This window comes from Streptomyces sp. NPDC059355, assembly GCF_042752335.1.
Classification (GTDB): Bacteria; Actinomycetota; Actinomycetes; order Streptomycetales; family Streptomycetaceae; genus Streptomyces.
This window is the reverse complement of sequence record NZ_JBHYXN010000020.1, coordinates 62503-86892: the sequence shown is the minus strand read 5'-3', so window position 1 is coordinate 86892 and position 24390 is coordinate 62503. Positions and strand designations below refer to the sequence as shown.

Below are 24390 nucleotides of genomic sequence, written 5' to 3'. Positions count from 1 at the left end.
GTGCGGGTGCAGGTGCGGGCGAGGGCGAGGGCCCGCACCGATCCGCAAGGGCGCTTTAGATGCCGCCGGTCTTCCACAGGCGGAAGCGCGCGTTGGGGCCGTCGTCGGAGCAGGAGTAGAGGCGCGCGACGGCCCCCTGGACCTGGCCGCCCCACATGTTGACGCAGTTGCTCGTCGCCTTCATCGGCTGGAACCGGATGTAGTTGCCGAAGTCGGTGCCGACGATGTTGAAGGCGGCGTCGGGGCTGTCACAGTTGTTGTAGAGCTTGATGTAGTCGCCCTGGGTGTTGCCGCCGCTCCAGTTGTTCAGGCAGAACTGCGGCCACGCGACGCTCTGGATCTTGAAGTGGGTGGCGCCGGCGTCCAGGATGTTCCACCGCTGGGCGTTGGTGCCGTTGCACTGCCACTGCTGGACGACCTGTCCGTTGAACGCGTTGCTGTTCGGGATGTCCAGGCAGTAGCCGTCCGCGATGTTGATCGTGACGTCCTTGTGGTCCACGGCCTGGGCCGGAACGGCGGACAGGACGGTGCCGAATGCGGCTGCGGCGAGCGCGGCTGCCGCGGCGGTGCGTATGCGCATGAGGGTTCCCGTGGTGTGTCGTCGGCCGGGGCTCCTCGTCGGACCCGCCCCGCCGGTGATGTGCGAAACATGACGCACCGTCGTGGGGCCCGGCTCGCGATCCCGGCCGGCCCGACGGCGTCTACGGAAGAACCTAGCCGTCCTCATGCGCCTTCCCGCCGTCCCACGGCCTGGTCGGGACGTCCCGGGACGCGGGACCCGCCCCGCGAGGCAGATCCGGAACAGACCGCCTAGGCGGGGAACTTGCGGTTGACCCAGCGGAAGGTGAGCTCGATCAGGGCCGAGGCCGCCGCCGCGACGGCGACCGCCGTCCAGGGCATTTCGGTGCCCACCAGCTTCAGCTCGAAGAACTCCTGCAGCCAGGGGACGACCAGGACGATCAGGAAGGCGCCGCCCATCGCGCCGACCAGGGCCACCCGCCACCACGTGTACGGGCGGGCGATGATCACCAGGACCCACATCGAGGTCAGGAACAGCGTCAGCGTCGCCGCGCTCGTCTCGGCCTCGAGGGCCTCGGGGCCGCTGTAGTGGTGGCGGGCGAGCAGGTACGTGACGAAGGTGGCCACCGCCGCGATCACGCCGCCCGGGATCGCGTACCGCATCACCCGTTTCACGAAGTGCGGCCGCGCGCGCTCCTTGTTCGGCGCCAGGGCCAGGAAGAACGCCGGAATGCCGATGGTGAGGGTGGACAGCAGCGTCAAGTGGCGCGGCAGGAAGGGGTACTCGACCTGGAAGCAGACCACCAGGATGGCCAGCAGCACCGAGTAGACGGTCTTCGTGAGGAAGAGGGTGGCGACACGGGTGATGTTGCCGATGACCCGGCGGCCCTCGGCGACCACCGAGGGGAGGGTGGAGAAGCTGTTGTTCAGGAGGACGATCTGGGCGACCGCGCGCGTGGCCTCTGAGCCCGAGCCCATGCTCACGCCGATGTCCGCGTCCTTGAGGGCCAGGACGTCGTTGACGCCGTCGCCCGTCATCGCGACCGTGTGGCCCTTGGACTGCAGCGCGCCGACCATGTCCCGTTTCTGCTGCGGGGTGACCCGGCCGAAGACGGCGTTCTCGTCGAGGACCTTGGCCATGTCGGCCTGATCGGTCGGCATCTTGCGCGCGTCGACGGTGTTCTCGGCGCCCGGCAGGCCCAGCTTGCCGGCCACCGCGCCCACCGAGACGGCGTTGTCGCCGGAGATGACCTTCGCGTGGACCTTCTGGTCCTCGAAGTAGCGCAGGGTGTCGGCCGCGTCGGGGCGCAGCCGCTGTTCCAGGACGATCAGGGCGGTGGGCTTGGCGCCGGCTCCGACGGCCGGGTCGTCCAGCTCGCGCGCGGCCCGGGCGAGCAGCAGGACGCGCAGGCCCTGCTCGTTGAGTTCGTTGATCTCTTCGAGGGCCGGGTCCCCGGCTGGGAGGAGCACGTCGGGGGCGCCGAGCAGCCAGGTGTTGTTCTCGCCGTCGCCCTCGCTGAAGCTGGCGCCGCTGTACTTGCGGGCGGAGGAGAACGGCAGGGACTCGGTGCAGCGCCACTCGGCGCTGTCCGGGTAGGCGTCGATGATCGCCTGGAGGCTGGCGTTGGGGCGCGGGTCGGATTCGCCGAGCGCGCCGAGCACCTTCTTGACGTACGCGGCCTCCGCGCCGCCGAGCGGGCGGAGCTCGGTGACGTCCATGCCGCCCTCGGTGAGGGTGCCGGTCTTGTCGAGGCAGACGACGTCGACGCGGGCGAGGCCTTCGATGGCCGGCAGCTCCTGCACCAGGCACTGCTTGCGGCCGAGCCGGATGACGCCGATCGCGAAGGCGACGGAGGTCAGCAGGACGAGCCCCTCGGGGATCATCGGGACGATGCCGCCGACGGTGCGGGCGATGGCGTCCTTGAGGTTGTTGTCCTTGACGACGAGCTGGCTGATGATCAGGCCGATCGAGGTCGGAATCATCATCCAGGTGACGTACTTGAGGATGGTGGAGATGCCGGAGCGCAGCTCGGAGTGGACCAGCGTGAAGCGGGTGGCCTCTTCGGCCAACTGGGCGGCGTAGGCCTCGCGGCCGACCTTGGTGGCGGTGAACGCGCCGCCGCCGGCGACGACGAAGGACCCGGACATGACGGGGTCGCCGGGCTTCTTCAGGACGGGGTCGGCCTCGCCGGTGAGCAGGGACTCGTCGATCTCCAGGCCCTCGGCCTCGCCGACGGACCCGTCGACGACGACCTTGTCGCCCGGGCCGAGCTCGATGACGTCGTCGAGGACGATCTCGGAGGTGGAGATCTCGGCGGTCCGGCCGTCGCGGCGGACGCTGGGTTTGGCTTCGCCGATGACGGCGAGGCCGTCCAGGGTCTTCTTGGCCCTCATCTCCTGGATGATGCCGATGCCGGTGTTCGCGATGATCACGTAGCCGAACAGGCTGTCCTGGAGCGGCGCGACGATGAGCATGACCACCCAGAGCACGCCGATGATGGCGTTGAACCGGGTGAAGACGTTGGCGCGGACGATGTCGGCGGTGGAGCGGCTGCTGCGTACGGGCACGTCGTTGACGGCCCCGCGGGCGACGCGCTCGGCGACTTCGGCGGTGGTCAGGCCCGCGGGCTTGAACCGGGGTGCGGGCGGCCGGACCGGGTGTACCGGATCCAGCTCGGCTCCCGCGTCGATGGCCGCGCCGCCGGGCCCGCCACCCGGCTCGGAACCGTTGGGTTCGATCTCTGCCCGCTGCGTCATGCTTTCGACGGTAAAGGGGGTTCTACCGCTTCACCCGCCGAGAAGTCCGAAGATCCGACTTCGGGATGACCCGAATCGTCCCCTGGTCCCCCCGCCCCCGGCCCCGGCCCCCTGCCGGTCCGCCTGATCGCTCAGCCGGAGCTGCCGCCGCTCTCCTCGTTCCGCGCGGCAAGCGCCTCTGCGGCGTGCCGCTTGAGCGCCGCGTCGCGGCCCCGGACGTACCAGACGCCGATCAGGCCGAGGAACCCGCCGGCCGCGCAGCACCAGACCCACCACAGCAGGTCGCGGTCTGCGAACCAGCCGTAGAAGGGGAGCTGGACGACGAACATCGCGAACCAGAGGATCGTGCCGCCGGTGACGGTCGCGACGATCGGGCCCTCGAGGGGCTCGGGCGCCTCGTGCTTCGCTGTCCATTTCGCCATGCCCTCAAGTCTAGGCGGCCCGAAACAGGATCTACGCGCGGAGATGGACGGGCTTTCGTTCATGTGTTCATACTGAAACGGTGTGGGCATGGCCCATTTTCTTCGTATGAATCACCCAATGCCCCCCGCAATGAAGACCTAGAGGACCGCATGAGCACGTCGGCCCCCGCCCCCGCGCCCACCCTCCCGGACCCCGCCCCCCGCAGCGGGTCCGCCCTGGACCGCCACTTCAAGATCTCCGAGCGCGGTTCCACCGTCGGCCGGGAGGTCCGCGGCGGTTTCGCCACCTTCTTCGCGATGGCCTACATCATCGTGCTGAACCCGATCATCCTGGGCAGCGCGAAGGACATGTACGGCCACCAGCTCGACAGCGGCCAGCTCGTGACCGCCACCGTCCTGACGGCGGCCTTCACCACGCTCCTCATGGGCGTCATCGGCAACGTCCCGATCGCGCTCGCCGCCGGCCTCGGCGTGAACACCGTCGTCGCCCTCCAGCTCGCCCCGCGCATGAGCTGGCCCGACGCCATGGGCATGGTGGTCCTGGCCGGCTTCGTCGTGATGCTGCTGGTCGCGACCGGCCTGCGCGAGCGGGTCATGAACGCCGTCCCGCTCGGCCTGCGCAAGGGCATCGCGATCGGCATCGGCCTGTTCATCATGCTGATCGGCCTGGTCGACTCGGGCTTCGTCACCCGCATCCCGGACGCCGCGCACACCACCGTGCCGCTCACCCTCGGCACGGGCGGCCACCTGCACGGCTGGCCGGTCCTGATCTTCATCGTCGGCGTCCTGCTGACCCTCGCCCTGCTGATCCGCAAGACGCCCGGCGCGATCCTGATCTCCATCGTGGTCATGACCGTCCTCGCCGTCGCCGTCCAGCTCATCGCCGAGCTGCCCGACTCGGGCTGGGGCCTGACCGTCCCCGAGTGGCCGGGCAATCCGGTGGCCGCGCCCGACTTCGGGCTCGTCGGCCAGGTCAGCCTGTTCGGCGGCTTCGGCAAGGTCGGCATGCTGACCGGCATCCTCTTCGTCTTCACCGTGCTGCTGTCCTGCTTCTTCGACGCGATGGGCACGATCCTCGGCGTCGGCGACGAGGCCAAGCTGATCGACAAGGACGGCAACTTCCCCGGCATCAACAAGGTGCTGCTCATCGACGGCCTGGCCGTCGCCTCCGGCGGCGCCACCTCGTCCTCGGCCACCACCTGCTTCGTGGAGTCCACGGCCGGCGTCGGCGAGGGCGCCCGTACGGGCCTCGCGAACGTCGTGACCGGCGGCCTCTTCACCGTGGCGCTGTTCCTGACCCCGCTCGCCACCATGGTCCCGTCCCAGGCTGCCACCCCCGCCCTCGTGGCGGTCGGGTTCCTGATCCTGGCGGGCTCGGTCAGGGACATCGACTGGAGCGACTTCACCATCGCCGTCCCGGCCTTCCTGGCCATGGTGATGATGCCGTTCACGTACTCGATCACCAACGGCATCGGTTTCGGCTTCATCAGCTTCTGCGTCCTGCGGCTGGCGACCGGCCGGGGCCGTGAGGTCCCGGCGGCCCTGTACGTCGTATCGGCGGTGTTCGTCTTCTACTACGCGATGCCGGCCCTCGGCCTCACGTAAGGCGCCCGCCCCTTCCGGCCGACTTCCGGCCCCGCCCTCACGGAGGGCGGGGCCGTTGCCGTCTCCGGCTGGAAAAAACGCCATGGCTCGAACCGTGATCGACCTCGACGACGACCTGCCGGCCGCGGCACAGCGTTTGTCCGGCACGACCACCAAGGTCGCCACGGTCAACGGGGCCCTGCAACGGAGGCCGAGCGGCTGAGCCGGCTGAGCCACCTGCTCAGGGGCTTCGACTGCCTGCCCTGCACGGACGAGGTCCGGGACCGGGCCAAGGAGATCCAGCGCCTCGCCCTGTTCCGCGGCAACCACCGGGCCGGACAGGCCGCCCGCCGGGTCGTCCCGTCCGGCACCGCCGACGGAGCGGGGGAGGGGCCGGACCGGACGCCCGCGCCGGCGACCGGCCGGGGCCATGAGGTCCCGGCCGCTCCGTACGCCGGGTGTCTCACGTGAGCCCGTAGAACTTCTCCGTCTCGTCGACGGCCGCGTTGAAGCGCTCGTCGAAGTCATCGCGAATGAGCGTCCGGACCACGTAGTCCTGGACGCTCATTCCGCGTTTCGCCGCATGAGTCCGGAGGCGGTCGAGCAGCTCCCCGTCTATGCGCATGCTCAGCACGTGTGTCCCCATGCCGAAAGGGTCGTGGCACAGGACGTGGACGCGTGCCGCTTTCCGCTGCGGACTCACCCGTACGAGTGACACGCTTAACCTGCGTTCTTTAGAGAGAGTAATGAGGTAGTCTAAAGAGATGCTCGACCTTACCCATGGCGACGACGCTGCCGCCGTGAACGACCTCCGCTCCGCCGTCATGCGGCTGGGCCGGCGCCTCAAGCACCAGCGCGTCGACGAATCGCTGAGCCCGACCGAGATGTCGGTCCTCGGCACCCTCGCCCGGTGCGGCCAGGCCACCCCCGGTGAGCTGGCCCGGCGCGAACACGTCCAGCCGCCGTCGATGACACGCATCGTCGCGCTGCTGGAGGCCAAGGGACTGGTCAGACTGCAGCCGCACCCGGACGACCGCCGCCAGAAGGTGGTCACCCAGACCGAGGAGGCCGAAGCGATGCTCGAAGAGAGCCGTCGCAAGCGGAACGCCTTCCTGGCCGGGCTCGCGGCCGAGCTCACCGAGGACGAATGGGCCAAGCTGCGCGAGGCCGCTCCCGTCCTGGAAAAGCTCGCGCACTTGTAAGGAACGACGCCAGGAGGCGAACGCTTTTGAGTACGGGAACCGGAGCAGACTCCGCACCCGGCCATACATCCACCACTACCACCGGGCGCCCGACGCGCTCCACACGCTCCACGGGCAAGAACAACTCGATGTTCAGCTCGCTGAAGATCCGGAACTACCGGCTCTTCGCCACGGGACAGGCCGTCTCCAACACCGGCACCTGGATGCAGCGCATCGCCCAGGACTGGCTGGTCCTGTCCCTGACCGGCTCGGCCTCCGCGGTCGGCATCACGATCGCGCTGCAGTTCCTGCCGATGATGGTGTTCGGCCTCTACGGAGGCGTACTCGCGGACCGGCTGCCCAAGCGGCCGCTGCTGATCGCCACCCAGGCCCTGATGGGCCTGACCGGTGTCGCGCTCGCCGCACTCACCCTCGCCGGACACGTCCAGGTCTGGCACGTGTACCTCGCGGCCTTCCTGCTCGGCCTCGTCACCGTCGTGGACAACCCCGCGCGGCAGACCTTCGTCTCCGAGATGGTCGGCAAGGAGCAGCTCGCCAACGCCGTCAGCCTGAACTCGGCGAACTTCCAGTCCGCGCGGCTGGTCGGCCCGGCGGTCGCCGGTGTGCTGATCACCGCCTTCGGCGTCGGCTGGGCGTTCATGCTGAACGGGCTGTCCTTCGCCGCGCCGGTCGCCGGCCTGCTGCTGATGCGCACGCGCGAACTGCACCCGGTCGAGACGCGTCCGCGCGCCAAGGGCCAGCTGCGGGAGGGCCTGCGGTACGTCGCCGGCCGCCCCGAGCTGATCTGGCCGATCGTCCTGGTCGGCTTCATCGGCACCTTCGGGTTCAACTTCCCGATCTGGCTGTCGGCGTTCGTCAGCGACGTGTTCCACGGGGACGCGGGCACGTACGGGCTGTTCAACACGCTGATCGCCGTGGGCTCCCTGGCGGGTGCGCTGCTGGCGGCCCGGCGCGGGCACTCGCGGCTGCGGCTGCTGGTCGCGGCGGCGGTCCTGTTCTCCGCACTGGAGGTCGTGACGGCCTTCGCGCCCGGGTTCTGGCTGTTCGCGGCGCTGCTGGTGCCGATCGGGATGTTCGGGCTGACCGTCAACGTCACCGCGAACGCGAGCGTCCAGATGGCCACCGACCCCGAGATGCGGGGCCGGGTGATGGCGCTGTACATGATGGTGTTCACCGGCGGCACCCCGATCGGTGCGCCGGTCGTCGGCTGGGTGACGGACACGTACGGGGCCCGGATCGGCATGGCCGCGGGCGGCCTCGTCTCCCTGGCCGCGGCCGCGACGATCGCGGTGATCCTGTCCCGCGTCGGCAATCTCCGCCTCAGTGTGAGCCGCCACGGGGTCACGTTCGTCCCCTCGCCCCGCCCCCGCGAGCTGGTCACGGCGGCGTAGCACGTCCGCTGCGAGCCCCTGCGGCTGCCGCGTCGACGGCGCGGCCATGTGACGCGTCGACGGCGCGGCCGCGTCAGTCGCGGGGCTTACGGCGGAAGAGCCGCTTGGCACCGAAGACCAGCGCCGTGCCCACGGCCAGGACGGCCGCACCCTTCGTGAAGCCGCCCCCGCCCTGCTCTCCCGCGGGGCCGGGGGCCCCGGCGGCCGGCGCCGAGCCCGGCTTCGCCGGGGCCGGGGCGGCGGATCCGCCCGCCGCGGGCTTCACCGCGACCGCCACCACCCGGCTCGACTCCCCCTCCGATCCGAACAGCAGCGTCGACCCGTCCGCCGAGTACGTCACCGACTCCGCCTGCCCCTGCCACGGCGCGTCCACCCGCTCGCCCTCACCCTGCGGCTTCCCGTCCTTCCACGGGTAGGTCCGCGCGAAGAAGTAGCCGCGCAGCGTGAGGCGGCCGCCGTCCGGCGAGAACGCCCCGTCCGTCACCCACGGCAGGTCCGCGACCCGCCGGAACACGTTCGTCCCCGACGCGGACAGCTGCTGCGGGCCCTCGTACAGCCCGCCCTTGTCCTCGCTCTTGCTCGCGATGTACACCCGGCCCGTCACCGGATGCACCATCAGCGCCTCCGCGTTGCGCGCCCCGTCCGCGTACTTCACCGTGAACTGCTCGGCCTTGACCGTGACATCGGCCAGCTGCTTCGGCTCCGGGAAGCGGTAGATCCAGACGTGGTCCCAGGTCCCGTTCAGGTTGTCGCCGATGTCGCCGACGTACAGCTGCCCGTCCGGGCCCAGCGAGATGGCCTCGACGTCGCGCGGGGTGCCGATCCCGGTCAGCGTCACCCGGGCCACGGTCTTGCCGGTCGCCGAGTCCACCGCGTACACGTACGGGCCGTCGTCGCTGTCGTTGTGCGTCCAGTACACGCCCGGGTGGATCCGGCTCGCCGCCAGCCCGCTCGACTCCTTGATGCGCGGATCGGTGATCGTGAACCCGGAGGCACCGGGGGCGGCGGAAGCCGAGGACTCGGCGGCCGCGGCGGCCGAACCGGGCAGCACGACAAGGGCGATGACGGCGGTCAACGGCAGCAGGCGCATACCCCAAGCGTGCCAGGCCGCCCCGCGTGTCCGGCATCACAGGGGCGCCCGGCGCGTGATCCGCGATGATGACCGGATGCGTTTCATGTTCGTCGGCGATTCCATGACCATCGGACGCGCCGGCGACTACACCTGGCGCTACCGGATGTGGCAGCACCTGGGTGCCGCGCCGGGCGGCCCGCACGAGATCGTCGGCCCGCGCACCGCGCTCTTCGACACCGGAGCCAACGAGCCGGTCAGCCACGGCTACGCCGACCCCGGCTTCCCCGAGCACGCCCGCCGCCACCTCGCCGGCTGGGGCGAGGGCTGGCAGCACATGGCCCCCCTCATCGGCTCCGCCGTCCGCTCCGGCGAACCGGACGTCCTGCTCGTCTCCCTCGGCCTGATCGACCTCGGCTTCTACACCGCCGCCGAGGAGACCGCCGCCAACGCCCGCCGCTTCATCGCGGAGGCCCGCGCCGCCCGGCCCGGCATCCGGATGGTCCTGCTCCCGGTCATCCCGAACGTCCGGGCCGATTCCGACGCGCCGTTCGCGGCCGAGGTGGCCCGGTTCAACGAGCTCCTCGCCAAGGCCGTGGCCGACCTGTCGACCGACGCCTCGCCGATCCTGCTGGCCGCGCGCCCGGCCTCGTACGAGATCGCGCACGACACGTACGACGGCACCCACCCCAACGCCTCCGGCGAGCACCGCCTGGCCGGGGAGTTCGCGGCGGTCCTCCACCAGGCCTGGGGCATCGGCGGCCCGTACCGGATGCCCTGACGGCCCTCGGGGCCCCACCCGGCGTTCCCTCCGTGACCCGCTCCCCGTGCGTATCGTTGTGCTATGCGGCTGCCCGCGGCTGCGCGGCAGCGGGGAGGAACGCCACGGTGACCGTCGTGGAGACCGACAGGATCGAGATGGCCGACATCAGCAGCGAGCAGGCCTTGGACGAGATGTTCGAGGCGCTTGAGCCCGTCCCCGAGGGATTGAAGGTCGAGATCGTCGAGGGGACCGTCTACATGTCGCCGCAGCGGGACACGCACTGGGAGATCATCCGCAGGATCGTCCGTGCGCTGGAAGACGAGTTCGGCATGGGAGTGAAAGCCCTCTCGGACGTACGCATCGACTTTCCGGGCCGTCTGAACGGGTTCGCGCCGGATGTCGCCTTGCTCGGTGCAGATGCCACGAAGGACGATGCGGCGCACTGGCGCCACGAGGACGTGGAATTCGTCGCCGAGGTGATCTCCAAGGGCACCGCGGCGAACGACTACGGCCCCAAGAAGGCGGCGTACGCCGCCGCCGAGGTGTCCGCGTACCTCATCGTCGATCCGTACACCCGCCGCTGCGTGCTCCACACCCAGCCCAAGGACGGGGACTACGCCACGGAGACGAAGATCGCCTTCGGGGGCGAGATCGACCTCACGGGCACGGCGGTGGGCCTGAAGCTCGACACCTCCGAGTTCCCCCGCGACTGATCCGCGACCGGTCCGCGCCCCGCACCGGGGGGCGCGGACCGGTCGCGCCGTCATGCCGGCCGGATCACCAGGCGAAGGCCTCCGGCGAGACCCCCGGGCCGGGGAAGATCTCGTCCAGTCCGGAGAGCACCTCCTGCGAGAGCTCCAGCTCCAGCGCCCGCAGCGCGCTCTCCAGCTGCTCCGCAGTACGGGGACCCACGATCGGCCCCGTCACCCCGGGCCGGGTGAGCAGCCACGCCAGGGCCGTCTCGCCGGGCTCCAGGCCGTGCTTGTCGAGCAGGTCCTCGTACGCCTGCACCTGCGCCCGTACGGCGGTGTTGGCCAGGGCGTCCGCGGAGCGCCCGGAGGCGCGGCGGCCGCCCTCGACCTCCTTCTTGATGACGCCGCCCAGCAGCCCGCCGTGCAGCGGGGACCACGGGATCACCCCGAGCCCGTACTCCTGCGCGGCCGGGACGACCTCCATCTCGGCACGCCGCTCGGCGAGGTTGTAGATGCACTGCTCGCTGACCAGCCCGACCGAACCGCGCCGGGCGGCCGTCTCGTTGGCCTGGGCGATCTTGTAGCCGGGGAAGTTCGACGATCCGGCGTACAGCACCTTGCCCTGCTGGATCAGCACGTCGACGGCCTGCCAGATCTCCTCGAACGGGGTCCGGCGGTCGACGTGGTGGAACTGGTAGAGGTCGATGTAGTCCGTCTGGAGCCGCTTGAGGCTGGCCTCGACGGCCCGGCGGATGTTCAGCGCCGAGAGCCGGTCGTAGTTGGGCCACGGGTCGCCCTCGCCGGCCATGTTCCCGTACACCTTGGTGGCCAGCACGGTCTTGTCCCGCCGGCCGCCGCCCTGGGCGAACCAGGTGCCGAGGATCTCCTCGGTGCGGCCCTTGTTCTCGCCCCAGCCGTAGACGTTGGCGGTGTCGAAGAAGTTCAGGCCCGCGCCGAGCGCGGCATCCATGATCGAGTGGCTGGTGGGTTCGTCCGTCTGCGGACCGAAGTTCATCGTGCCGAGGACGAGTCGGCTGACCTTGAGTCCGGTGCGTCCGAGCTGTGTGTACTTCATGGGCCCCAAGCCAACTGCCTGGAGTCCACTCGAAGCAAGGGTCCGCGCGGGCGGGGTCGCCGTCCGGGCAGGGCTACTGGCCCACGGCGGCTGCCACGGCCACTACGACGAACATCAGCACGAGTACACCGGCCATCACACGGTTTCGGGTCTTGGGATCCACCCGTCGAGCGTAACGCGGGCTCCGCGCCTTCCCGTACCGAGGGGCGGTCAGGCGGCCAGGGGCCAGGCCTCGACCACCTCGTAGCGGGGCTGCTCGCCGGGGACCCCTCCCGCCGGGAGGTTGCTGCGGACCAGGCTGAGCTCGCCGGCCCGCCAGGGCGTGCCCTCGAAGTCCGCCAGGGCCTCGACGTACGGGTGCATGTCGGCGCCGCTGCGGCTGCGGGCCAGGGTGAGGTGCGGGGTGTAGCGGCGGTGGTGCTCCATCGGCACCCCGGCCCGGCGGGCGGCCGCGTCGGCGCGCTCGGCGAGCATCCGCATCGGGTCGAGCCCGCCGGCGGCGCCGACCCACAGGGCGCGGTCGCCGAAGTGGCCGGAGCCGTGGATGCGCAGGCTGAAGGGTTCGGTGCGGTGGGCGGCGCGGGCGAGGCGGGCGTGCAGGTCCGGCAGGAGCTCGTCGCGTACCTCGCCCATGAAGGCGAGGGTGCCAGCCCGCCTCCCCCGTCCAGCGCAGCCGGTCGTCCCACAGCGGCGCCACCGCCCGGCGCAGCTCCTCGACGGCCTGCTGGGGCGGCATCAACGCGGCGAACAGCCTCATGGGCGCGAGCCTAACCCGGACCGCGGGTCAGGCTCGCGCCCGGCTGCGGGTTACGCGTCCGCGATCGGGATCTGCTGGGACGGCGCCGCCGCCCTGCCGTTCACGGGGGTGGTGTCCGGAGCGGTTCCCCGGTCGGCCGGCTGAGCGGCCGGCTGGGACATCGACGAGAGCACCTGGCGGGCCAGGCCGAGGCCGGTGCCGCCCATGGTCAGCGCCTTCGCGAACATCTCCGACATGCCCTCGGCCCCGTTGAGCAGCACCATGTGCTCCACGTTCCCGAAGGCCCCGGCGCCCGCCTCCACGATCGCCGGCCAGTTCTCGGCGAGCTGCTGGGCGACGACCGCCTCCTGGTTCTCGGCCAGTGCGGCGGCCCGCGCCTTGATGGCGTCGGCCTCGGCGAGGCCCTTGGCCTTCGCCGAGGCCGCGACCGCGAGCCCCTTCGCCTGGGTGGCCGCGGCCTCGGCCTCACCGGTCGCCCGGGTGGCCTTCGCGGCCGCGAGACCACGGGCCTCGGTGGCCGCCGCGTCCGCGGTCGCCGCCGTGGTCACGCGCGTGGCCTCGGCCGCGGCCGCCAGCTCGGTCTCCTTGGCCTTGGCCTGCGCCGCCGAGATGCGGGCGTCGCGCTCGGCCTCGGCGCGGGTGCGGGTCTCGTACGCAGCCGCGTCCGCGGGCTTGCGCACGTCCGCCTGGAGCTGCTGCTCGCGCCGGTGCGCTTCCAGCTCGGCGACCCGGGTCTCCTGTACGACGACCTCCTGGCGGGCCGCCGCCTCCGAGAGCGGCCCCGCCTGGCGGGCGGTCGCGGCGGCCTTGTCGCGTTCGGCCTGGTAGCCCGCCTGGAGGATCTCGCTGTCGCGGGTGGCCTCCGCCATCCGCGCGAACGCGGTCTGCTCGGCCTCGGTGGCCAGCCGGTTCGCCTCGGCCTGCGCGATGCGCGCGTCCCGCTGGACGGCGGCCGCGTGCGGCATCGCCAGGTTCTTGATGTAGCCGGTCGGGTCCTCGATCTCGTGGATCTGGAGCGAGTCGACGATGAGGCCGAGCTTCTCCATCTCCGTGCCGCAGGCCGCCCGGGTCTGCCCCGTCAGCTTCTCGCGGTCGCGGATCATGTCCTCGACCGTCAGCCCGCCCACGATGGAGCGCAGATGGCCCGCGAAGACGATGTGCACGCGCTCGGGCATCATCTTCTGCTGGTCCAGGAAGCGGCGTGCCGCGTTCGCGATGGACACGAGGTCGTCGCCGATCTTGAAGATCACGACGCCCTTCACCCGCAGCGGGATGCCCTGGTGGGTCACGCAGTCGACGTTCAGCTGGGTCTCGTTGAGGTCCAGTGAAAGCTTGCGCACCGCCTGGACGCCGGGAACCACGAGGGTTCCGCGCCCGGTGACGATCCGGAACCCCATGCCCTCGCCGATGCCCTCGGTGCGGTGCGTGGAGCCGGAGATGACGAGTGCCTCGTTCGGTTCGGCCACCCGCCACATGAGCTTGAACAGGCCGATCAAAGCCAGGAATGCGACGAGAACGATTCCCGCCACGACGCCGATAGCCATCGGCAACGCCCCCTTATCGCAGTGCCGTTCGACACTGACGAGGGCGAGTGTGCTCCTGTGCGGGGCCGTTAAGAAGACGCAGACGGCTTCTTGTCGCCATCTTGATACGAACCACATCCGCGCAGGTGGCGCCGGGGCTCAGTTGTCGTACGCCGCCATCACGTACACCGTGCGCGGAGGCAGGTACTCGACGACGGTCACGACCGTTCCGACCGGCAGCCGGCCCGTCCCGTGCGCCGGATGGGCGAGGAAGTGCTCCGCGCCGCCCCGGATGCGGACGATGACCTCGCCCACGAGCCCGGGGCCCACCGTCCCGGTCACCCGGCCGTCCAGCCCCACCATGCCGTCTTCCCCCATGCGCCGAGCGTACGCCGCCGGGGGACGGCCGTCGCCCCGTACGGACAGGGCAGGACAGGGCAGGACACCCCTACGAGTGCCCCAGGTCCGCGGCCGGGAGGTCCGCCGGGGGGACCGAGCCCGTGTCGGGGGCCGGGCGCAGCGGGAACTCGTCCGTGGCCATCGAGTCGAGCACCGGCGGCGCCGGGCGCAGCGGCTTCGGCATGACGGCGGCCTCCGAGTGGCCGCCGCAGCCGTACGAGAGCGAGACGAGGTGCCCGTCGGCCGGGCCGAACTCGTTGGCGCAGATGCCGAAGGCCTGGCCCAGCGAGCCGCCGATGGCGACGAGGAACCCGCAGGAGACGCAGGAGGCGGGCGCGGCCTGCGCCATCGGGGTCTTGGCGCCGAAGGACTCGTCCCAGCGGTCGGCGGCGCTGTGCAGCCCGTACCGGGACAGGACCCGGGCACGCCGCATGCCGAGCTCCTCGGCGACGGAGGTGATGGAGCCGCGTACGGGCACCACGGCGCGGTCCGTGACGTCGGCGTCCTCGGCCTCGACCAGTTCGGCCATCTCGGTGGAGACGACGGAGTTCGGCGGCGGCGCGTCCTCGCCCGACCAGCCCGGCTCCAGCCGCAGGTCCTCGGCGTCGGTGGGCAGCAGGTCGCCGGGGCCCATGTCGCCCGGGCGCAGCCGCTCGCTCCACGGCACCCACTCGGGGGCGAGCAGCGCGTCGTCGCCGGGAAGCAGCACCGTTTCGTCGAGGGTGACGTTCTTCGCGCGGGAGGCGCGCGTGACGGTGACGGCCCAGCGCCAGCCCCGGTATCCGGGGTCCTTGCACTCGAAGAAGTGCGTGACGACCCGGTCACCCTCCGCCACGGCGGAGACGTGCTCGCCCACCACGGAGGGGGCGGCGGCTTCCTCGGCCGCCGTGCGGGCGAGGTCTACCGCCTCGGCGCACAGGCGGTCGGGGGTACGGCTTCGCGTCGTCGCAGCACTCACAGGTCTCGTTCTCTCCTACGCCGTCTCACGAGTGCGCCGTCCGTACTGTCGTCCTGAACGACCCGTCGGTCCTGTCCGTACGTGGCGCGGGCGGAGCGGACCAGAGGGCCGCGTCGACGTCCGCACCCGATCGGCCTCGGGCGCACCTACCTGCAATCCATTCTGCGGGATCGCGAAGAGGCGCGCGGCCGAGAGCAACCGCCGGTGGCGCGCTACGCACGCTACCTCCTCCGACGCCTTGGGCCCACATGCAAGGTCCGATTCGCGGACGAGAGCGTGTGCCGACATCGCCCCTACGACCTCCCGACGCCGTCCCGACGGCGATCCGTCGGGCGCCCGTAACGCGCCGGGACGGGACCGTGAGGGGTCCGTGGGGCACTATGGCGGGTGTGGCACCCGTACGGTCGTCCCGCGACGGCTCGGGACCGGCCAGGCGGGCCGGCCGGGCCGTCGGGCGTGCCCTGCGGCGCCCTTTCACCGGTACGGCGCGCGGGATCCGGCGGGCCACGCACGCGCACGGGGCCGGCGAGTCGGGTCTCGGCAAGCTGATCGAGCTGCACGCCATCAACGGCGCCGGCGATGTGATGATCACAGTGGCGCTGGCTTCTACGGTGTTCTTCTCGGTACCCACGGACGAGGCACGCGGCCGCGTCGCGCTGTACCTCGCGATCACGATGGCCCCCTTCGCCGTGCTGGCCCCGGTGATCGGTCCGGCGCTGGACCGGCTGCCGCACGGACGGCGGGCCGCGATGGCCTGCGCGATGCTCGCGCGGGCGCTGCTCGCCGTGATGATGTCGGGCGCGGTGGCCACGGGCGGGCTGGAGCTCTACCCGGCCGCGCTGGGCGTGCTGGTCGCCTCCAAGGCGTACGGGGTGGTGCGCAGCGCGGTGGTGCCGCGGCTGCTCCCGCCGAAGTTCTCACTCGTCAAGGCGAACTCCCGGGTCACCCTGGCGGGCCTGCTCGCCACCGCCGCGGCGGCGCCCGTCGCGGCGGGGCTGCACGTCATCGGGCCGCCGTGGCCGCTGTACGGGGCCTGCGCCATCTTCGTCTGGGGCACGTTCGCGGCGTTCTCGCTGCCGCACAAGGTGGACGAGGCCAAGGGCGAGCGCCGGGCCCGGCTGTCCACGCACGAGCCCCACTCGCGCAAGCCCGGGCTGCGCACGGTGAGCCCGTCGGTGCTGTGCGGTCTGCTGGCGAACGCCGCGATGCGCGGGCTGTCCGGGTTCCTGATCTTCTTCCTGGCGTTCCTGCTGCGCGAGCACCCGCTCGCCGGGCAGAGCGCGGCGGTGTCGCTGGGCATCGTGGGCGTCTCGGCGGGCGTGGGCAACGCCTGCGGGACGGCGGTGGGCGCATGGCTGCGGGCCCGCGCCCCGGAGACGATCATCGCGTCGGTGCTGTCGGCGACCCTGGGGGTCGCGATCCTGGCGGCGGTGTTCTACAGCGGGCTGTTCATGGCCGTACTGGGGGCCACGGCGGGCTTCTGCCAGGCGCTGGCGAAGCTGTCGCTGGACGCGATGATCCAGCGGGACGTGCCCGAGGCGGTCCGGACGTCCGCGTTCGCCCGTTCGGAGACGCTGCTCCAGATGGCGTGGGTGCTGGGCGGCGCGATCGGCATCGCGCTGCCGCTCAACGGGGTCCTGGGCATGGCCGTGGCGTCGGCGATCGTCGCGGCGGGCACCGTGATGGCCCTCCGCGGCCGCCTCACCGCCCCCCGCCACCACCATCCGGGTTCTCCCCGCCCCCGAGTGGCGTAGAGCGGGGCAAACCGGCCCTGCCGGGTGGGGTGCGCGCCGCGCGGCAGGCCACGGACACCCCCGTGCGGCGGCGGAGGCGGGTGGCCCGATAGCCTTCGGCTCATGACCGCACAGCTTTTCTCGGGTAGGGGCCGCCGCAGCGTCGCGGCCCTCGGAGCCGTGTCCGCCGGCCTCCTCCTCCTCTCCGCCTGCGACAAGCCGACGCCTCTGGCGACCGTGACGGTCGGCACGTCGTCGGTGTCCACCGAGGCCGTCTGCTCCGACTCCAAGGAGCTCTCCATGGACAAGGTCCAGGAGTGCCTCACCGACATGAAGGACGCCAAGACCATCGAGTACGGCCGCGGGGACACCCTGCGTCTGGGCGTCGAGCCGGACGTCGTCGAGGACGGCAAGCGGTGGCAGGCGGTCCTGGACGGCCAGCCGATCACCGAGCCCTCCTCCAACACCTACCGCAGCTTCCCCGGTGCCGACCTCTTCGCCACCGGCGGCCAGGGTGAGGCCCCGTCCTCCAAGAAGCTGAACATCGTCCAGGTCGGCGAGGACGGCAAGCCGCTCGCCGTCTGGGCCTACAACGTCAAGCTCAAGTAGCCACGTACCGACCGTGCGCGCGCTCATCGTGACCGCGGTGGCGGCGGAGGCAGACTCCGTCGCCACCGGTCTCACCCCTCATACGGACCCGGTGACGCCGGAGCCGCGCGCCCTTCCCGGCGGCTACCTCCTCTCCCGGCGCGATCTGCCCGGTCTCGCCGCCGACGTCCTCGTCGGCGGGGTGGGGCCGGCCGCGGCCGCGGCCGCCACGGCCACCGCGCTCGCGCTGGCCGACTACTCCCTCGTCGTCTCCGCCGGCATCGGCGGCGGGTTCCGGCCCGCCGCCCCGGTCGGCTCCCTCGTGGTCGCCGACGCCGTCGTCGCCGCCGACCTCGGGGCCGAGACCCCCGACGGCTTCCTCGACGTGCAGCAGCTCGGGTTCGGGCACAGCGTGCACCTGCCGCCCGCCGAACTCGCCGCCCGCGCCGCCGAGGCCACCGGGGCGCTGCTCGCGCCCGTGCTGACCGTCTCCACCGTCACCGGCACCGCCGAGGGCGCGGCCCGGCTCGCCGCCCGGCATCCGCTCGCCGGGGCCGAGGCCATGGAGGGCTTCGGGGTCGCGGAGGCGGCCGCCGCGCACGGGCTGCCCGTACTGGAGATCCGCGCCGTGTCCAACGCCGTCGGCCCCCGCGACCGCGACGCCTGGCGGATCGGGGACGCGCTGGCCGCGCTCACCGCCGGATTCCGCGCCCTGGGGCCCGTACTCGTCACCTGGGGAGAACGCCATGAGCACCGCTGAACGGCCCGCCGGCCGGCCCGCCGAGCCGCTCGCCATCGCCTATTCGCCCTGCCCGAACGACACGTTCGTCTTCGACGCCTGGGCCCACGGCCGGGTCCCGGGCGCGCCCGGCCTCGACGTGACCTTCGCGGACATCGACATCACCAACGGCATGGCCGAGCGCGGCGAGCTGGACGTGCTGAAGGTGTCGTACGCCGTGCTGCCGTGGGTGCTGGAGGAGTACGCGCTGCTGCCGTGCGGCGGGGCGCTCGGGCGCGGCTGCGGGCCCCTCGTCCTCACCCGCGAGGCCGGTGTGGACCTGGCGGGCAAGACCGTCGCCGTGCCCAGCGAACGCTCCACCGCCTACCTGCTGTTCCGGCTGTGGGCCGCGGACGTGCTGCCGGACGGCGTCGGCAAGGTGGTCGTCCTGCCGTTCCACGAGATCATGCCGGCCGTCCGCGACGGCCGGGTCGACGCCGGACTGGTCATCCACGAGGCCCGGTTCACCTATCAGGACTACGGGCTGCACTGCCTGGCCGACATGGGCGAGCACTGGGAGTCCACGACCGGCCTGCCGATCCCGCTCGGCGCGATCATCGCCAAGCGCTCGCTGGGCGCCGAGACCCTGCACGCGCTGGCCGAGTCGGCCCGTACCTCGGTCCGGATGGCCTGGGACGACCCGGAGGCCTCCCGCCCGTACGTCCGTGCCCACGCGCAGGAGCTGGACCCGGCCGTCGCCGACCAGCACATCGGGCTGTACGTCAACGAGTTCACCGCGAACCTGGGAGACGCCGGGTACGCGGCGGTGCGCGGGCTGTTGACGCGGGCCGCGGCGGAGGGTCTGGTACCGGCCATCGCGCCGAACGCGCTGGACTTCCCGTAGGCGTTTTCCGGCCACCCACGACGCTGCCCCGGCCCTCTGGAGAGGGCCGGGGCAGCGTCGTGCGAACGGATCGTGAGGGCTCAGACGTCGAGCTGGTCGGCCACCGCGCGCAGCAGGCCGGCGATCTTCGTGCCGTGCACCTTGTCGGGGTAGCGGCCGCGCTCCAGCATCGGAGTGATGTTCTCCAGCAGGGTCGTGAGGTCCTGCACGATCGAGGCCAACTCGTCCGGCTTGCGGCGCTGAGCGGCCGCGACCGAGGGGGCCGGGTCCAGCACCGTCACGGAAAGCGCCTGGTCACCGCGCTGTCCGGCGACGACACCGAACTCGACGCGCTGGCCGGGCTTGAGGGCGTCGACCCCGGCCGGGAGCACCGACGAGTGGACGAAGACGTCTCCGCCGTCGTCGCGGGAGAGAAAGCCGAAGCCCTTCTCACTGTTGAACCACTTGACCTTGCCGGTAGGCACGTCCGTCCTCTGTCCTTGTGCTCGTCGGGGTCCGGGACGCCGCGCGGCGGGTCCGGACAACAGCGCAGCGGGTCATGGTGACCCGCCGTGTCCAGGCTAGTGGGCGTTTCACAGGAGACAAGACGATCCCCGGTCCTTCGCCGGCTCTTCGTATTTCGGCTGCGCTGTCGGCTGCTTCGGCCAGGGAACTACCCTGGTGAGGTGACTGTTACTCCTCATTCCGACGAAGCGCGGCCGGGCGACGGCCTGGTGCGCGCCGGTGGCATCGTGTTCATCGCGGGCGCCGTGGCGACCCTCGCGACGATGGCCCCGCTGTTCCTGGACGTCGACCCGTTCCCGTCGTACGCGTGGGCCGTGTGCATGCTGATGGGCATCGGCTTCCTGATCTCGGCGGCCGGCGTGCTGCGCTCGGCCGCGGCCCAGCGCCGGGACGCCCGCGCCTCCCAGGCCTGACGCGCGGACCCGACGCCCCCGCGGGTCAGACCGCGTGCGTGCGGACGTACTCCGCGAGCCACTGCGGCAGCGCGGTGAGGTCCGGCAGCACCACGTCGGCGCCCGCCTCCCGCAGTTCCGGTTCGGGGCACGGGCCGGTCGGCACCGCCACCGACACCGCGCCGGCCGTACGGGCCCCGCGTACGTCGCCGACGTGGTCGCCGACGTACACCTGCGCCCCGTACTCGCGCAGCGCGCCCGCCTTGGCCTCGGCCCACAGCCAGCCGATGACCGCGTCCGGCTCGATGCCGAGGTGCGCGAGGTGCAGCCGGGCGTTGGGCTCGTGCTTGGCCGTGACGACGATCGCGCGGCCTCCGAGCGCCTGGACGGCCTCGATCGCCTCGCGGGCGCCGGGCATCGCGGGGGTCGGCTCGATGGCGTGCGTGGGATAGATCTCCCGGTAGCGATCGGCCATGGCGGGGATCTCCGCCTCCGGGAACCAGTACGCGAGCTCCTCGTCCAGCGGCGGACCGAGCCGCGTGACCGCCTCGTCGGCGTCGATGAACGTACCCGTCTCGGCGGAAAGCGCCTGGTAGGCGGCCTTGATCCCGGGGCGCGAGTCGATGAGGGTCATGTCGAGGTCGAAGCCGACCGTCAGCTGGGCGGACGCGGCGGGCACGGCGGGGGTCTCGGAGCTCATGCCTCCATTGTGCCGAGCCGGGCCGGACGGGCGGGAACACGGACGTGGCCCCGCCTTACGGGACGGTGAATTCGGGGACACGCCGGCGCCCGTCCCCGTGGCGTCCGCCGGACGGGCCGTTCAGCCTCAGCGGCGGCGGGAGCGCCAGACCAGGTAGAGGGCCGAGGCGACGGCCGCGCCGCGGGCCAGCCAGGGCCACATGCCCTGGAAGACCACACCCAGCCCCTCGTCGGTCAGCGGCGTGCCCCAGCGGCCCTCCAGGCGGCCCCACAGCCACACCACCGCGCCCGCGAACACGGCGCCCGGCAGCCCGAACACGACCGCCTTGCGCTCGGCCGGCCCCAGCACCCGCGACGCGTACGCGAGGAGCCAGCCTCCGACGAGCAGCAGCCAGGATCCGGTGACCGCGCCGGCCACGAGCACGGCCGCGGCCAGCAGCAGGAAGGCGTGCGGCTTCGGGCGAGGGGCGGCGCCGGGCGCGGCCCCCGCATCCGGTGCGGCCGCCGCCTTGGCCTCCGCGTTGGCCTGCCGGCGCTGTTTCAGGAACCGTACGAGGCCCCGTACGGCCGATTCGCCTTCGGCGGCGGGCTTCCCCGCCGGACCGGCCGCGGGCTCCGGCTTCTTCTCCTCCTCCGGGTGCCCGAACAGCTCCGGGATCTCGATCCCCCCCGCGAAGCCCTCGACCTGCGGTCCGGCGCCGTAGGGGCCCGGCGAGACGCGCCACCAGTCGGGCTCCGCCCCGCCGTCGGCGCCGAGTTCGTCGAGCCCGGCCAGGTGCGGCGGCGCGGGGGCGGTGTCCGCCGGGCGCTGCTCCGGCACGGCCTTGCGGAGCAGCCGGCCGGGCCTCCGCTGGATCGGCACCACGGGGGCCGGATCGGGGGTGGCGGCCCGCGTCTGCGGGGCGGGCGACGCGCCCATGCCGTCGAGGACCTCCTCCGGCGTGCCGATCCGCTCCAGGATGCGCCGCACGGCCGCCGGGGTCTCCGGCTCGTACTTGGCGCGCCGCCGGTCGATCTCGTCCCGCAACCCCGCCACCAGCCGCATCCGGTCCCCGGAGGACAGCTGCCGCCGCTGTGCCAAGTCCCCGACCCGGCTCAGATATTCGTAGACCAGATGGTCGCTCTCGATCCCCATGTCCGGCTCCTCCCGTACCACCCTCCCGAAAGGTAGCGCGTGCGCCCGTGGAGCTGCCGAGGGCTCAGCGGATACCGTTGGCCGGATGGGGACCGGCCGACGCGACCATGGAGACGACCGTGCCTGAGCTGCCTGAGCCCAGCAGTGCTGCGGAAAACGCCACAGCGAGCAGCGCCCCGCGCTCCCTCGCCGAGGCGCTGCGCGCCCGCGACGACGCGTCGCTCGCCGCCCTGCTGCACGCGCGCCCGGACCTGCTCGGCCCGGTGCCGGGTGACATGACGCAGCTGGCCACCCGGGCCGGCACCCGGGCCTCGGTGATCCGCGCGCTGGACCGGCTCGACCGGTTCGCGCTGCAGACCGCGGAGGCCCTCGCGGTGGCCCCGGACCCGTGCCCGTACCCGGTGCTGGAGTCCCTGCTGGCCGGCGAGCACGGCAGCGGATCCGGCGCCCGGGAGGACAACGGCTCCCGCGCCGAACTCCCGCGCGCCCTGGCCACCCTGCGCGACCAGGCCCTGGTGTGGGGCGACGACGAGCGGCTGCGGCTGGTCCGCACGGCCCGCGAGCTGCTCGCACCCTCCGCCGGCCGGCCCTCCCCGACGGGCCTCGGGCCGACCGTCGCCGAGGCCACCGCCGGGATGTCGCCGACCCGGGTCCAGGAGATCGTGGCGGCCGCCGGGCTGCCCGCCACGCATGACCCGGTGTCCGCCGTGACGGCGCTGACCGGCCTGTTCAACGACCCGGAACGGATGTCGGCGCTGCTGGACGAGGCCCCCGCGGAGGCCCACCAGGTGCTCGGACGGCTCGTGTGGGGGCCTCCGTACGGGGAGGTCACGCCGAACCCGACCCCGCCCGTGCGCTGGCTGCGCGACCGCGGCCTGCTGCTGCCGGCTTCGGCGCGGACCGTCGTACTGCCCCGCGAGGTGGCGCTGCACCTGCGCGGCGGCCTCGCGCACCGGGCGACGGAGCCGCTGGCCCCGGCCGTGCCCGCCGACCGCGAGCACCGTCCACAGCTTGTGGACGCCAATGCGGCCGGGCAGGCGCTGGCCGCGCTGGCCACCGTCGAGGAGCTGGTGAAGTCCTGGGAGCACACCGGGCCGCCGGTGCTGCGGGCCGGCGGGCTGTCCGTCCGGGACCTGAAGCGGGCCGCGGCCACCCTGGACGCCACCGAGCCGGCGGCCGCGTTCTGGATCGAACTCGCCTACGCGGCCGGGCTGCTGGCCAGCGACGGGGAGGCCGACGAACGGTACGCGCCCACCCCCGCCTTCGACGACTGGATCGAGCTCCCGCCCGGCGAGCGGTGGTCGGTCCTCGCCGAGGCCTGGCTGCCGGCCACCCGGACCGCCGGCCTGATCGGCGATCAGGACGCCAAGGGCCGCACCCTGTCCACACTGGGCCCCGAACTGGACCGCTCCGCCGCCCCCGAGGTGCGCCGGCGCGTCCTCGAACTGCTCGCCGCCCTGCCCGAGGGCGGCTCCGCCAACGCCGACACCCTGCTGGCCCGGCTCGACTGGGAGCGTCCCGTACGGGGGACGAGCGCGCTGCGCGCCCGCCTCGCGCGGTGGACGCTGACCGAGGCCGAGGTGCTCGGGGTGACCGGCCGCGGCGCGCTCGCGGCGCACGGCCGCGCGCTGCTGGAGCACCGCGATCCGGCACCGCTGCTCGCGCCGCTGTTTCCGGAGCCGGTGGACCACGTACTGCTCCAGGCCGACCTGACGGCGGTGGCGCCCGGGCCGCTGCGCCGGGGGCTCGGCGATGTGCTGGCCGTCCTCGCGGACGTGGAGTCCAAGGGCGGGGCAACCGTCTACCGCTTCACGCCCGGCTCCGTACGGCGGGCGCTGGACTCCGGGCGGACCGCCTCCGACCTGCACGCCTTCCTCTCCGAGCACAGCATCACGCCGGTTCCGCAGCCGCTGGCCTACCTGATCGACGACGTGGCGCGCCGGCACGGGCACCTGCGGGTCGGCGTGGCCTCCTCGTACGTGCGCTGCGACGACGACGGCATGCTGAACGAGATCCTGGCCGACCGCCGGTCCACCGGGCTGGGCCTGCGGCGCCTGGCCCCGACCGTGCTGGCGGCGCAGGCCGAACCGAGCGCCCTGCTCGACGGGTTGCGGGCGATGGGCTACGCCCCGGCCGCGGAGTCCCTGACCGGCGACGTCGTCGTCACGCGGGCCGACGCCCACCGCACGCCGGCGCGTTCGGCGCCGGTCCCGGTACCGGACGGGCCGCCGGTACCGGACGTGACGCTGCTGGGGGCGGCCGTACGGGCGATCCGCGCGGGCGATCTGGCGGCGACGGCGGTACGCAAGGAACCGGCGACGGCACCCGTGGTGGCGGGCGAACTCCCGCGCACGAGCTCGGCGGAGACCCTGGCCACGGTGCAGGCGGCCGCGCTGACCGGGACGGCGGTGTGGATCGGGTACGTGAACGCGGACGGCGCGGCGAGCCAGCGCGTCATCGCCCCGGTCCGGGTGGAGGGCGGCTTCGTCACGGGGTACGACCACACCGCCGACGAGGTGCGGACGTACGCGTTGCACCGGATCACGGGGGTCGCGGAGCTGGCGGAGGAGCACCTGTAAAACGGCTGGCGGACCGGGGTTCGCGCC

24 protein-coding genes and 1 pseudogene are annotated in these 24390 nt (G+C 72.6%); 12 read left to right on the top strand and 13 right to left on the bottom strand.

Features of this window, described 5'->3' with window-relative positions:
- Positions 1-55: 55 nt before the first annotated feature.
- The 3 genes from ACFXGI_RS20450 to ACFXGI_RS20440 form a co-directional block, all read right to left on the bottom strand.
- Entirely contained in the window at positions 56-580 is a 525-nt protein-coding gene (locus ACFXGI_RS20450) for an RICIN domain-containing protein (protein ID WP_384708335.1), read from the bottom strand.
- A 230-nt stretch (positions 581-810) separates the two neighbouring features.
- The gene (locus ACFXGI_RS20445) at positions 811-3276 is read right to left on the bottom strand and encodes an HAD-IC family P-type ATPase (protein WP_384708332.1); all 2466 of its coding nucleotides are present in this window, start codon (positions 3274-3276) and stop codon (positions 811-813) included.
- A 131-nt stretch (positions 3277-3407) separates the two neighbouring features.
- Positions 3408-3698, bottom strand: coding sequence for a DUF2530 domain-containing protein (locus ACFXGI_RS20440; RefSeq protein WP_384708329.1), 291 nt, complete (start codon positions 3696-3698; stop codon positions 3408-3410).
- A gap of 150 nt (positions 3699-3848) precedes the next feature.
- Between ACFXGI_RS20440 and ACFXGI_RS20435 the strand changes: the two genes are divergently transcribed.
- Complete coding sequence (locus ACFXGI_RS20435) at positions 3849-5303, top strand: NCS2 family permease (protein ID WP_384708326.1); 1455 nt, start codon at positions 3849-3851, stop codon at positions 5301-5303.
- An 82-nt stretch (positions 5304-5385) separates the two neighbouring features.
- On the top strand, positions 5386-5505 hold the full coding sequence (locus tag ACFXGI_RS20430) for a type II toxin-antitoxin system VapB family antitoxin (protein WP_384708323.1): 120 nt from the start codon (positions 5386-5388) through the stop codon (positions 5503-5505).
- A gap of 240 nt (positions 5506-5745) precedes the next feature.
- On the opposite strand, the gene ACFXGI_RS20425 is transcribed toward ACFXGI_RS20430, so the two are convergent.
- Positions 5746-5928, bottom strand: coding sequence for a ribbon-helix-helix protein, CopG family (locus tag ACFXGI_RS20425; RefSeq protein ID WP_327283971.1), 183 nt, complete (start codon positions 5926-5928; stop codon positions 5746-5748).
- Between the two features lie 118 nt (positions 5929-6046).
- On the opposite strand from ACFXGI_RS20425, the gene ACFXGI_RS20420 reads away from it, so the two are divergent.
- Positions 6047-6484 carry a MarR family winged helix-turn-helix transcriptional regulator gene (locus ACFXGI_RS20420; protein ID WP_030156888.1) on the top strand — a complete coding sequence of 146 codons (438 nt, stop codon included), beginning with the start codon at positions 6047-6049 and terminating at the stop codon, positions 6482-6484.
- 128 nt (positions 6485-6612) lie between these two features.
- On the top strand, positions 6613-7875 hold the full coding sequence (locus ACFXGI_RS20415) for an MFS transporter (protein WP_384708320.1): 1263 nt from the start codon (positions 6613-6615) through the stop codon (positions 7873-7875).
- Between the two features lie 73 nt (positions 7876-7948).
- Here ACFXGI_RS20415 and ACFXGI_RS20410 read toward each other — a convergent pair whose 3' ends face one another.
- Positions 7949-8965, bottom strand: a complete 1017-nt coding sequence (locus ACFXGI_RS20410; RefSeq protein WP_384708317.1) for a WD40 repeat domain-containing protein — start codon at positions 8963-8965, stop codon at positions 7949-7951.
- Positions 8966-9041: 76 nt separating this feature from the next.
- Between ACFXGI_RS20410 and ACFXGI_RS20405 the strand changes: the two genes are divergently transcribed.
- Positions 9042-9725, top strand: coding sequence for a GDSL-type esterase/lipase family protein (locus tag ACFXGI_RS20405; RefSeq protein WP_384708314.1), 684 nt, complete (start codon positions 9042-9044; stop codon positions 9723-9725).
- 107 nt (positions 9726-9832) lie between these two features.
- Positions 9833-10420 carry a Uma2 family endonuclease gene (locus ACFXGI_RS20400; protein WP_384708311.1) on the top strand — a complete coding sequence of 196 codons (588 nt, stop codon included), beginning with the start codon at positions 9833-9835 and terminating at the stop codon, positions 10418-10420.
- Positions 10421-10484: 64 nt separating this feature from the next.
- On the opposite strand, the gene ACFXGI_RS20395 is transcribed toward ACFXGI_RS20400, so the two are convergent.
- The 5 genes and pseudogenes from ACFXGI_RS20395 to ACFXGI_RS20375 all read right to left on the bottom strand — a co-directional run bounded on the left by ACFXGI_RS20395 (position 10485) and on the right by ACFXGI_RS20375 (position 15111).
- Positions 10485-11474 (bottom strand): aldo/keto reductase, encoded by a 990-nt coding sequence (locus ACFXGI_RS20395; RefSeq protein ID WP_384708308.1) that lies wholly within the window; start codon positions 11472-11474, stop codon positions 10485-10487.
- Positions 11475-11684: 210 nt separating this feature from the next.
- Positions 11685-12231 (bottom strand): annotated as a pseudogene (thpR, locus tag ACFXGI_RS20390) (RNA 2',3'-cyclic phosphodiesterase).
- A gap of 50 nt (positions 12232-12281) precedes the next feature.
- Entirely contained in the window at positions 12282-13775 is a 1494-nt protein-coding gene (locus ACFXGI_RS20385) for a flotillin family protein (RefSeq protein WP_384708305.1), read from the bottom strand.
- Between the two features lie 138 nt (positions 13776-13913).
- Complete coding sequence (locus ACFXGI_RS20380) at positions 13914-14132, bottom strand: hypothetical protein (protein ID WP_030156898.1); 219 nt, start codon at positions 14130-14132, stop codon at positions 13914-13916.
- Positions 14133-14202: 70 nt separating this feature from the next.
- Positions 14203-15111, bottom strand: coding sequence for a DUF3027 domain-containing protein (locus tag ACFXGI_RS20375; RefSeq protein ID WP_384708303.1), 909 nt, complete (start codon positions 15109-15111; stop codon positions 14203-14205).
- Between the two features lie 380 nt (positions 15112-15491).
- Here ACFXGI_RS20375 and ACFXGI_RS20370 point away from each other — a divergent pair, with 380 nt between their 5' ends.
- The 4 genes from ACFXGI_RS20370 to ACFXGI_RS20355 all read left to right on the top strand — a co-directional run bounded on the left by ACFXGI_RS20370 (position 15492) and on the right by ACFXGI_RS20355 (position 19054).
- Positions 15492-16865 (top strand): MFS transporter, encoded by a 1374-nt coding sequence (locus ACFXGI_RS20370; protein WP_384708300.1) that lies wholly within the window; start codon positions 15492-15494, stop codon positions 16863-16865.
- A 102-nt stretch (positions 16866-16967) separates the two neighbouring features.
- Positions 16968-17453: a hypothetical protein gene (locus tag ACFXGI_RS20365; protein ID WP_030858468.1), complete on the top strand. Its 486-nt coding sequence runs from the start codon at positions 16968-16970 to the stop codon at positions 17451-17453.
- Between the two features lie 13 nt (positions 17454-17466).
- Positions 17467-18192 (top strand): futalosine hydrolase, encoded by a 726-nt coding sequence (locus tag ACFXGI_RS20360; protein WP_384708297.1) that lies wholly within the window; start codon positions 17467-17469, stop codon positions 18190-18192.
- Positions 18179-19054, top strand: coding sequence for a 1,4-dihydroxy-6-naphthoate synthase (locus tag ACFXGI_RS20355; RefSeq protein WP_384708294.1), 876 nt, complete (start codon positions 18179-18181; stop codon positions 19052-19054). Before ACFXGI_RS20360 ends, ACFXGI_RS20355 begins: the two co-directional genes overlap by 14 nt.
- Positions 19055-19134: 80 nt before the next feature.
- Here the strand turns inward: ACFXGI_RS20355 and ACFXGI_RS20350 are convergent, their stop codons facing one another.
- Positions 19135-19518 carry a cold-shock protein gene (locus tag ACFXGI_RS20350; protein ID WP_030012939.1) on the bottom strand — a complete coding sequence of 128 codons (384 nt, stop codon included), beginning with the start codon at positions 19516-19518 and terminating at the stop codon, positions 19135-19137.
- Positions 19519-19719: 201 nt separating this feature from the next.
- Between ACFXGI_RS20350 and ACFXGI_RS20345 the strand changes: the two genes are divergently transcribed.
- Positions 19720-19971, top strand: a complete 252-nt coding sequence (locus ACFXGI_RS20345; protein ID WP_384708291.1) for a hypothetical protein — start codon at positions 19720-19722, stop codon at positions 19969-19971.
- A gap of 25 nt (positions 19972-19996) precedes the next feature.
- Here ACFXGI_RS20345 and ACFXGI_RS20340 read toward each other — a convergent pair whose 3' ends face one another.
- Both ACFXGI_RS20340 and ACFXGI_RS20335 read right to left on the bottom strand, forming a co-directional pair.
- On the bottom strand, positions 19997-20650 hold the full coding sequence (locus ACFXGI_RS20340) for an HAD family hydrolase (protein WP_384708288.1): 654 nt from the start codon (positions 20648-20650) through the stop codon (positions 19997-19999).
- Between the two features lie 126 nt (positions 20651-20776).
- On the bottom strand, positions 20777-21784 hold the full coding sequence (locus tag ACFXGI_RS20335) for a hypothetical protein (RefSeq protein ID WP_384708285.1): 1008 nt from the start codon (positions 21782-21784) through the stop codon (positions 20777-20779).
- 107 nt (positions 21785-21891) lie between these two features.
- Here ACFXGI_RS20335 and ACFXGI_RS20330 point away from each other — a divergent pair, with 107 nt between their 5' ends.
- Positions 21892-24363 (top strand): helicase-associated domain-containing protein, encoded by a 2472-nt coding sequence (locus tag ACFXGI_RS20330; RefSeq protein WP_384708282.1) that lies wholly within the window; start codon positions 21892-21894, stop codon positions 24361-24363.
- Positions 24364-24390 lie beyond the last annotated feature (27 nt).